The organism is Achromobacter sp. (genome assembly GCF_057314935.1).
Genome location: NZ_DBHKZA010000037.1, coordinates 4,392 through 12,130, shown reverse-complemented (window position 1 = coordinate 12,130; position 7,739 = coordinate 4,392). Strand labels below are relative to the sequence as shown.

At 67.5% G+C, this 7,739-nt stretch carries 8 protein-coding genes; 7 read left to right on the top strand and 1 reads right to left on the bottom strand.

Annotated features, from left to right (window positions below; translation table 11 throughout):
- The 6 genes from ACO6D5_RS15345 to ACO6D5_RS15320 form a co-directional block, all read left to right on the top strand.
- Positions 1–258 (top strand): outer membrane lipoprotein (locus ACO6D5_RS15345; protein WP_485825853.1); only part of this gene is annotated, 258 nt, incomplete at its 5' end.
- A 42-nt stretch (positions 259–300) separates the two neighbouring features.
- Positions 301–1,116 (top strand): PhaM family polyhydroxyalkanoate granule multifunctional regulatory protein, encoded by an 816-nt coding sequence (locus ACO6D5_RS15340; protein ID WP_485825852.1) that lies wholly within the window; start codon positions 301–303, stop codon positions 1,114–1,116.
- A 67-nt stretch (positions 1,117–1,183) separates the two neighbouring features.
- A complete protein-coding gene (gene glmU, locus ACO6D5_RS15335; RefSeq protein WP_485825851.1) occupies positions 1,184–2,557 on the top strand; it encodes a bifunctional UDP-N-acetylglucosamine diphosphorylase/glucosamine-1-phosphate N-acetyltransferase GlmU in 1,374 nt (457 codons plus the stop codon).
- On the top strand, positions 2,557–3,954 hold the full coding sequence (locus ACO6D5_RS15330) for an MFS transporter (protein WP_315528534.1): 1,398 nt from the start codon (positions 2,557–2,559) through the stop codon (positions 3,952–3,954). Before glmU ends, ACO6D5_RS15330 begins: the two co-directional genes overlap by 1 nt.
- A 100-nt stretch (positions 3,955–4,054) precedes the next feature.
- Positions 4,055–5,377, top strand: a complete 1,323-nt coding sequence (locus ACO6D5_RS15325; protein WP_315528536.1) for a UDP-glucose/GDP-mannose dehydrogenase family protein — start codon at positions 4,055–4,057, stop codon at positions 5,375–5,377.
- On the top strand, positions 5,374–6,432 hold the full coding sequence (locus ACO6D5_RS15320; RefSeq protein ID WP_315528539.1) for a glycosyltransferase: 1,059 nt from the start codon (positions 5,374–5,376) through the stop codon (positions 6,430–6,432). The genes ACO6D5_RS15325 and ACO6D5_RS15320 overlap by 4 nt, the downstream gene beginning before the upstream one ends.
- 18 nt (positions 6,433–6,450) lie before the next feature.
- On the opposite strand, the gene ACO6D5_RS15315 is transcribed toward ACO6D5_RS15320, so the two are convergent.
- A complete protein-coding gene (locus tag ACO6D5_RS15315) occupies positions 6,451–6,939 on the bottom strand; it encodes an Lrp/AsnC family transcriptional regulator (RefSeq protein ID WP_315528540.1) in 489 nt (162 codons plus the stop codon).
- A 150-nt stretch (positions 6,940–7,089) separates the two neighbouring features.
- Between ACO6D5_RS15315 and ACO6D5_RS15310 the strand changes: the two genes are divergently transcribed.
- Positions 7,090–7,739: class II glutamine amidotransferase (locus ACO6D5_RS15310; protein WP_485825850.1), on the top strand; the 650-nt coding region annotated here is incomplete at its 3' end.

The following is a 7,739-nucleotide window of genomic DNA, read 5'->3' as shown; positions in this document are numbered from 1 at the left end:
GTGGTGGGAGGCGTTGTGGGTAATCAGTTTGGCGGAGGCAGCGGCAAGACGGCCCTGACCGTGCTGGGCGCGGTCGGCGGCGCTTTGGCAGGCCGTGAAGTTGAGCGTAATATCAGACAGCAACAAACGGTGACGCACTATGAACTCACGGTCCGCATGGGCGACGGTAGTGCGCGCCAGTTCCGTAGCGCGCAGCCGTTCGCCTTTGCCTCGGGCGACCGTGTGCGCGTGGAGAATAATCAGCTGCTGCCGGGTTGACCGGCGGCCGGCGGAAACCATCCGTATTTGGGGAGACCTGGCATGAGCGACCAATTCACGAATCCGTTCGTCCTTCCTGGCATGGGACAGAACTCCGACCTGTCGGGCAATCCCCTCCTGGCCAGCATGGAAATGATGCGCCAGGCCTGGGCCGGCCTGACGGGACCCGGCGGCCTGGCCAGCAGCCTGCCGATGGCGCCGCCCATGAATCTCGAAGACCTGGACCGCCGCATCGCCGAATTGCGCTCGGTGGAAAACTGGCTGCGCATGAACCTGTCCATGTTGTCTTCCACCATTCAGGGCATGGAAGTGCAGCGCTCCACCATCAGCACGCTGCGCGCGTTCGTGGATAGCGCGGCCAATATGGACCTGGGCGCGGTCCGCGACAGCGGCGCAGCGTCTCCGCTGGAAGTGGTGCTGGGGCTGAAACCCGCGCCCAAGGCCGCCGCCAAGCCGGCCTCGAATCCGCCGCCGGCACAAGACAAGGCCCAGCCCGAGGCCGACGGCAAGGACGCGGACGGGTCCGCGGACAAGGCCGCGCCGGAGTCGGCCATGCAGGGCATGAGCGAACAGATGGGGGCCGCCGCGCAATCGGCGTCCAAGGCCTGGTGGGACCTGCTGCAGCAGCAGTTCACCCAGATCGCCGCGGCCACCGCCGCGTCCATGCCGGCCAGTCCCGCCGCGCCGGGCGTGGACCCGGGGGCGGACCCCAAGGCCAAACCCGGCGACGCCAAGGCCGCCGCGAAGACCGAGGCCAAGGCGTCCAAACCCGCGGCACGCAAGCCGGCCGCCAAGACGGCCGCCAAGTCCGCGGCCAAGACCGCCAAGAAACCGGGGCCTGCCGACGGCAAGCCCTGATCCCCTTTCAATCGACACGCGAGACGGCTAGAAGGCCGCTCGACCGTCCCAACCTTTCCTGGAACCTATGCTTAATGTAGTGATTCTTGCCGCCGGACTGGGCAAACGCATGCAGTCCGACCTTCCCAAAGTGCTGCACACGCTGGCGGGCAAGCCGATGCTGGCCCACGTGCTGGACAGCGCGCGCCAACTGAAGCCGGCGCGCATCATCGTCGTGGTGGGCCACGGCGCCGACCGCGTCAAACAGGCTTTCGATGGTCAGGCCGATCTGCACTTCGTGCTGCAGCAGCCGCAGCAAGGCACCGGCCACGCGGTGCAGCAGGCAGTGCCGCTGCTGCTGGAAGGCGATGGCAAGGATGACGTGACGCTGGTGCTGTATGGCGACGTGCCGCTGGTGCAGCCGGACACGCTGCAACGCCTGCTGGCCGCGCGCGCCTCGGGCGCCGCGGTGCTGACGGAAGTGCTGGCGGACTCCACCGGCTATGGCCGCATCGTGCGCGACGCCCAGGGCAACGTGTGCCGCATCGTCGAGCACAAGGACGCCTCGGAAGCCGAGCACGCCATCAAGGAAGTGAACACGGGCATCCTGACCGCGCCGACCGCCAAGCTGAAAGACTGGCTGACCCGCATCGACAACAAGAACGCCCAGGGCGAGTACTACCTGACCGATGTGGTCGGGCTGGCGGTCGTCGACGGCGTGCCGGTGGGCGCGGCCCAGCCTGGCGCGGGCTGGGAAACGCTGGGCGTGAACAGCCGCGTGCAGCAAGCCGAACTGGAACGCCGCTGGCAGGGCGAGCAGGCGCGCCGCCAGCTGGAAGCCGGCGTCACGCTGGCCGACCCGGCGCGCTTTGACGTGCGCGGCACGCTTTCCTGCGGACGCGACGTGTTCATCGACGTGGGCTGCGTGTTCGAAGGCACCGTGACCTTGGCCGACGGCGTGCGCGTGGGCCCGCACTGCGTCCTGCGCGACGTCACCGTCGGCGCCGGCACGCAGATCGAAGCGTTCAGCCATCTGCAGCAGGCCGAAGTGGGCCGCGACGCGCGCGTGGGCCCGTATGCCCGCCTGCGCCCGGGCGCCGAACTGGGCGACCGCAGCCACGTCGGCAACTTCGTCGAGATCAAGAAGAGCGTGCTGGGCGCCGACAGCAAGGCCAATCACCTGGCTTACATCGGCGACGCCGCCATCGGCGAGCGCGTCAATGTGGGCGCCGGCACCATCACCTGCAACTACGACGGCGTCAACAAGCACCGCACCATCATCGAGGACGACGCCTTCATCGGCTCGGATACGCAGCTGGTGGCGCCCGTGCGCGTGGGCCGCGGCGCGACCCTGGGCGCCGGCACCACCCTGACCCGCGACGCACCGGCCGAGAAGCTGACCGTGTCGCGCGCTAGACAGCTCACCGTTGAGGGTTGGCAGCGTCCGGTCAAGAAGTCGTGATGGCGGAGAGCGACGCCGCACAGAACACGCCCCAGGGCGGCGGCGCCAAGCCCGCCCCGCCCGACGGCTTGCCGGCCCCCCGCCGGTACTGGGCGGCCGCTACGGTGATGACGGGCATCAGCCTGTCGGTGCTGGACACCACCATCGCCAACGTGGCCCTGCCCACCATTGCCGTCGACCTGCACGCCTCGCCCGCCGAAGCCGTCTGGATCGTCAACGCCTACAACCTGGCGGTGGTGATGACGCTGCTGCCGCTGTCGGCGCTGGCCGAGCGCATCGGTTTCCGCCGCATGTTCACCTTCGGCCTGATGCTGTTCACCCTGGCCTCGCTGGGGTGCGCGCTGGCCGGCACGCTGTGGCAACTGACCGCGGCGCGCGTGTTCCAGGGCGTGGGCGCCGCGACGCTGATGTGCATGTTCGGCGGCCTGGTGCGCAATATCTACCCCCTGAAGATGCTGGGCCGGGGCATCAGCATCAACGCCACGACGGTGGCGGTGATGTCGGTGCTGGGCCCCACCATCGGGTCCGCCATCCTGTCGGTGGCGCCGTGGCCGTGGATCTTCGCGGTGAACCTGCCGATCTGCGTGCTGGCCATGTTCGGCCTGCGCCATCTGCCGGAAGTGCCGCGCAACGACGTGAAGCTGGATTGGGTCAGCGCCCTGCTGTGCATGGCGACGCTGGGCGTCTTCATTTCGGGCGTGGACATGATGGGCCAGGACCTGCTGCGCGGCATCGGCCTGGTGGCGATCGCGTCCGTCGCGGGCCTGGTGCTGGTGCGCCGCGTCAGCAAGCAACCGGCGCCCCTGGTGCCGGTGGACCTGCTGCGCATCCGCCCGCTGGCGTTCGCCGTGGGCGCGTCGGCTTGCACCTTCGCGGCGCAAATGGCGTCTTACGTGTCGCTGCCCTTCTATTTTCAGCAGGTGCTGGGCCGGCCGTACCTGGAGGTGGGCATGCTGATGGGCGCCTGGCCCGTGGGCACGGCGATCATCGCCCCGCTGGCGGGCCGCCTGTCCGACCGCTATTCCGCCGCCACCCTGAGCGGCGTGGGGGCGGCCACCATGGTGGCCGGCATGCTGTGGTTGGCGCTGCTGCCGTCCTCGGTGTCCAACTGGCCCATCGTGGCGGGCATGTTCGTGGCCGGGGTGGGCTTCGGCTTCTTCCAGACGCCGAACAACCGTGCCATGCTGTCGGCCGCGCCCCGCTCGCGCAGTGGCGCGGCAGGTGGCTTGCAGGCCACCACCCGCGTCTTCGGCCAGAGCTTCGGCACGGCGCTGGTGGCCATCGCCTTCAGCGTCAGTGTCGCGCATGGCCCCGGGCTGGCGCTGGTGTTGGGGACGGTTTGCGCCGCCCTGGCGGTGGTGGTCAACACCGTCCGGTTCAACAAACTGCGGGTCTAGGGCGGTTCCGCCCCTGGCCCGTGGCCGCTTCTATAATGGCGGCCGGCGCCTGGTCCTGAGGCCAGGCGCGCAAGATTCCCTATTTTGAAGGCGTGCAGGCATGAAAATCACGGTCGTGGGTACCGGTTACGTGGGGTTGGTGTCGGGAGCGTGCCTGGCCGACATGGGCAACGACGTCATGTGTCTGGACGTGGACGCGGCGAAGATCGCCCTGTTGCGCCAGGGCGGCATCCCCATCTACGAGCCCGGTCTGGAAGACCTGGTCCGCCGCAACGTGCAGGCGGGCCGCCTGCATTTCACCGACGACGTGGCGCAGAGCGTGGCCTTCGGCGACGTGCAATTCATCGCCGTGGGCACGCCGCCGGGCGAAGACGGCTCCGCGGACCTGAAATACGTGCTGGCCGCCGCCCAGAACATCGCGCGCCACATGACGTCCCGCAAGCTGATCGTGGACAAGTCGACCGTGCCCGTCGGCACGGCCGACAAGGTGCGCGCGGTGGTGAACAAGGAACTGGCCGCCCGCGGCGTGGAGATCCCGTTCAGCGTGGCCTCCAACCCCGAATTCCTGAAGGAAGGAGCCGCCATCAATGACTTCATGAGCCCGGACCGCGTGGTCGTCGGCGCCGACGACGACTACACGGTCGGCGTGATGCGCCGCATCTACGAACCGTTCCAGCGCACGCACGACCGCCTGATGGTGATGGACGTGCGTTCGGCCGAGCTGACGAAATACGCCGCCAACGCCATGCTGGCCACGCGCATCTCGTTCATGAACGAAATGGCGAACCTGGCCGAAGCGCTGGGGGCGGACATCGAACAGGTGCGCCGCGGCATCGGCGCCGATCCCCGCATCGGCTACCACTTCCTGTACCCCGGGGCGGGCTACGGCGGTTCCTGCTTCCCCAAGGACGTGCAGGCGCTGGTCAACACCGCCGCCGAGAATTCCCTGCCCATGCGGGTGATCGAAGCCGCCGAAGCCGCCAATCACGCGCAGAAGTTCCGCTTGTCGGAAAAGCTGGTGGCGCGCTACGGCGAAGACCTGCGCGGCCGCAAGATCGCGCTGTGGGGCTTGTCGTTCAAGCCGAACACCGACGACATGCGCGAGGCCCCCAGCCTGACGGTCATCGCCGAACTGACGCGCCGCGGCGCCGACGTGCGGGCCTATGACCCCGTGGCCATGCACGAGGCCGCCCGCGTGCTGGTCGGCCAGCCGGGCATCAGCTTCGCCACCGACATGTACGACGCCCTGGACGGCGCGGATGCGCTCTTGATCGCTACCGAATGGAAGGTCTTCCGCGCGCCGGACTTCGACCGCGTGAAGGCCTTGCTGAAGACGCCGCTGATCATCGACGGCCGCAACCTGTACACACCGGCCGACGTGCGCGGCCTTGGCTTCGAGTATTCCGGCATCGGGCGCGCATGAAGATCCTGCAGCTGAACTTCGAGAAAGGCTGGCGCGGCGGCGAGCGGCAGACGCTGTATTGCATGCGCGCTTTCCGCAAGGCCGGCCACGATGTCGAAGTGATGTGCCGCGAGGGCGCGCCGCTGGCCGAGCGCGCGCGCCAGGAGGGCTTTGTGGCCCATACCTGCCGCAACGTGCCCGGGCAGCTGGCGTTCCTGGCTGGCGCCGGCCGCTACGACATCATCCACGCCCAGACCGCCAACACGATCACCTGGGCCGTCCTGACCAAATGGCTGCATCGCAGCCCGGTGGCGTTTTCGCGCCGCACGTCGTTCGTGGTCAAACCGGGCGACGAATGGAAGACGGGTTTCAAGTGGCGCCACGCCAACCTGTTCGTGGCCATCAGCGAGATGGCGGCGAGCGAACCGCGCCGGCTGGGCATCGAACCGGTCATCATCCGCAGCGCCGTCGAACCGCACGAGATCAATGCGGAAAACGTCGCCGCGCTGGTGCGCGAATTCGATCTGGCCGGCAAGAAGGTCATGGCGACGTCCGCCGCGTTGATCCGCGACAAGGACCCGGTGACCTTGGTGCGCGCCGTGGGCGAACTGGCGAAGACGCGCCGCGACTTCGTCTTCCTGCACTTCGGCGCCGGCGGCGACCGCGAGCAGCAGGCCAAGGACGAAGCGAAAAAACTCGGCATCGAAGACGTCTACCGTTTTGCCGGGTTCCGCAAGGGGGTCGAAGACTTCTACAGCATTCTCGACGTGTTCGTCATGAGCTCAGAGGAAGAGGCGCTGGGCAGCAGCGTGCTGGACGCCTTTCTGCAGCGCGTGCCGGTGGTCTCCACCGACGCGGGCGGCTTGAAGGAAAGCCTGGCCGATGGCCGCGGCGTGCTGGTTGCGGTAGGCGACCACCAGGCCATGGCGGCTGGCATGGCCCGCTGCCTGGACGACGCGGCCTTCCGCCACGACGTCACCGAGCGCGCCTATGCGTACGTGAAGAGCGAGCACGACGTCCAGGAGATGGGCAACCGCTACCTGGCGCAGTTCCAGCGCCTGCTGGGCCGCCAGTAATCGGCGCTCGCCGCGGCATCACGCCCGCACGTCGATCCGCGTCTCGAACTTGGCGCGGTGCACCGAAAAGAACGTGCGCACGTTGCGCACGTTGGCCTGGGCGGTGAAGGCCCGGTGCACCAGCGCGTGATAGGCCGGCATGTCCTTGACCTGCGCGATCACCACGAAATCCGGCCCCGGCGACACCCGGTAGCACTGCAGCACCGCGGGTTCGGCCAGCATGCTTTGCTCGAACGCATCCAGGCTTTCCGCCGCCTGCACGTCCAGCGTGATCTCCACAATCGCCGTCAGGGTGCTGCCCAGCTTCTCGGCCGCCAGGATGGCGACCTGCCGGTCTATCACGCCTTCGTCCACCAGCCGCCGCACGCGCCGCAGGCAGGTCGGGGGCGACGCATGCACGCGCGCGGCCAGATCCTGATTGGTCAGCGCGCTGTCTTCTTGTAACTGTTCAAGAATGCGCCGGTCCAGATCATCCAGTTCCGGTAGCGAAATCGGCACGTTTTGCATGATTAATTCAAAAATAGGTTTTTGAAGAAAGATTATTTAATCACAATTATGTAAGTGAATTAACTTCCATTTTTGGCAGCATAAAGAAATCAAATTTCTTGGCGAGTCGCGCACAATGCGTCGGTACACGAACTTAGCGGAGTCTCTCCTATGTGCGGCATTGTTGGCGCCGTCGCCCAGCGCGACATCACCCCGATCCTGGTTGAAGGCCTGAAGCGGCTGGAATACCGTGGCTACGACTCCTGCGGCGTCGCCGTCTACGCCGACGGCCATCTGCGCCGCACGCGCAGCACGCAACGCGTGGCCGAACTGGCCGAGCAGGTTGCCGAGGACAAGGTCCAAGGCTTCACCGGCATCGCCCACACCCGCTGGGCCACGCACGGCGTGCCGGCCACGCACAACGCCCACCCGCATTTCTCGCGCCTGGGCAACGACGAGCCGCGCATTGCGCTGGTCCACAACGGCATCATCGAAAACCACGACGAACTGCGCGCCGAGCTGCAGGCCGTGGGCTACGTGTTTGAAAGCCAGACCGACACTGAAGTCATCGCGCATCTGGTGAACCACCTGTACGCCGGCGACCTGTTCGAAGCCGTGCAGAACGCCGTGCGCCGCCTGCATGGCGCGTACGCCATCGCCGTGTTCTGCCGCGACGAACCGCACCGCGTCGTCGGCGCGCGCCAAGGCTCGCCGCTGGTGGTGGGCGTGGGCCAGAACGAGAACTTCCTGGCCTCCGACGCGCTGGCCCTGGCCGGCACGACCGACCAGATCATCTACCTGGAAGACGGCGACGTCGTCGA

Excerpts from the sequence above, each read along its gene's own strand:
- ACO6D5_RS15340 (WP_485825852.1), top strand. The coding sequence starts at position 301 with ATGAGCGACCAATTCACGAATCCGTTCGTCCTTCCTGGCATGGGACAG.
- ACO6D5_RS15325 (WP_315528536.1), top strand. The coding sequence starts at position 4,055 with ATGAAAATCACGGTCGTGGGTACCGGTTACGTGGGGTTGGTGTCGGGA.
- glmU (WP_485825851.1), top strand. The coding sequence starts at position 1,184 with ATGCTTAATGTAGTGATTCTTGCCGCCGGACTGGGCAAACGCATGCAG.
- ACO6D5_RS15320 (WP_315528539.1), top strand. The coding sequence starts at position 5,374 with ATGAAGATCCTGCAGCTGAACTTCGAGAAAGGCTGGCGCGGCGGCGAG.
- ACO6D5_RS15330 (WP_315528534.1), top strand. The coding sequence starts at position 2,557 with ATGGCGGAGAGCGACGCCGCACAGAACACGCCCCAGGGCGGCGGCGCC.
- ACO6D5_RS15315 (WP_315528540.1), bottom strand. The coding sequence starts at position 6,939 with ATGCAAAACGTGCCGATTTCGCTACCGGAACTGGATGATCTGGACCGG.